Origin of the sequence: Vibrio sp. 10N.222.55.A1, assembly GCF_041473835.1 — a bacterium.
GTDB lineage: Bacteria > Pseudomonadota > Gammaproteobacteria > Enterobacterales > Vibrionaceae > Vibrio > Vibrio crassostreae_C.
In genome coordinates this window covers 1-624 of record NZ_JBFRSX010000106.1, presented here as the reverse complement: position 1 = coordinate 624, position 624 = coordinate 1, and the positions used below count along the sequence as shown (strand labels likewise).

Below are 624 nucleotides of genomic sequence, written 5' to 3'. Positions count from 1 at the left end.
CTTCAGTTCCAGAGGTCAATGTCGATTCAAGAGCTGAGATATTACGCAGTTCGTAAACCTCTACTTGGTCTGCACCTTCTGTGGTAACAAATGCACCTGTCGCTTGAGCGACAACAGAGCCTAAATCGTCTTCATCAACGACAAATGTACTCGCAACCGTCGTATCAGTGATCGTTGGCGCATCATCGAGCACCTCGATTGGCAATACATATTGGTTAGAATCATCGCCATCACTATCAACGGCTACAACATCAAACGGTATTGTTAATGTATCGAGGTTATTTGGTGTCGTAGCGTGATTGAGAGGGCCAAGTAAAGTAAACGTATAAGCACCTTCATCAGTCAGCACTAATGTGAAGATTGGCGTTCCGCTCACGTCAGCTGCGCCTTGGTAGGTGGTCGTGTTAGCAGCACCTGTGATCTCAGTGATCTTAATACCTTCATTGCCCGACGATAGCGTCGCTTCCAGAGTCGAGATATTGCGTAGTTCGTAAGCCTCTACTTGGTCTGCACCTTCCGTGGTAACAAACGAGCCTGCCGCCTGAGCGATAACAGAGCCTAAATCGCCTTCATCAACGACAAACGTACTCGCAACAGTCGTATCTGTGATGGTTGGCACATCAT

1 protein-coding gene is annotated in these 624 nt (G+C 47.6%); it reads right to left on the bottom strand.

From position 1 onward, the window contains the following. On the bottom strand, positions 1 to 624 hold a 624-nt coding region (locus tag AB4493_RS21310; RefSeq protein WP_372155777.1), incomplete at both ends, for a hypothetical protein.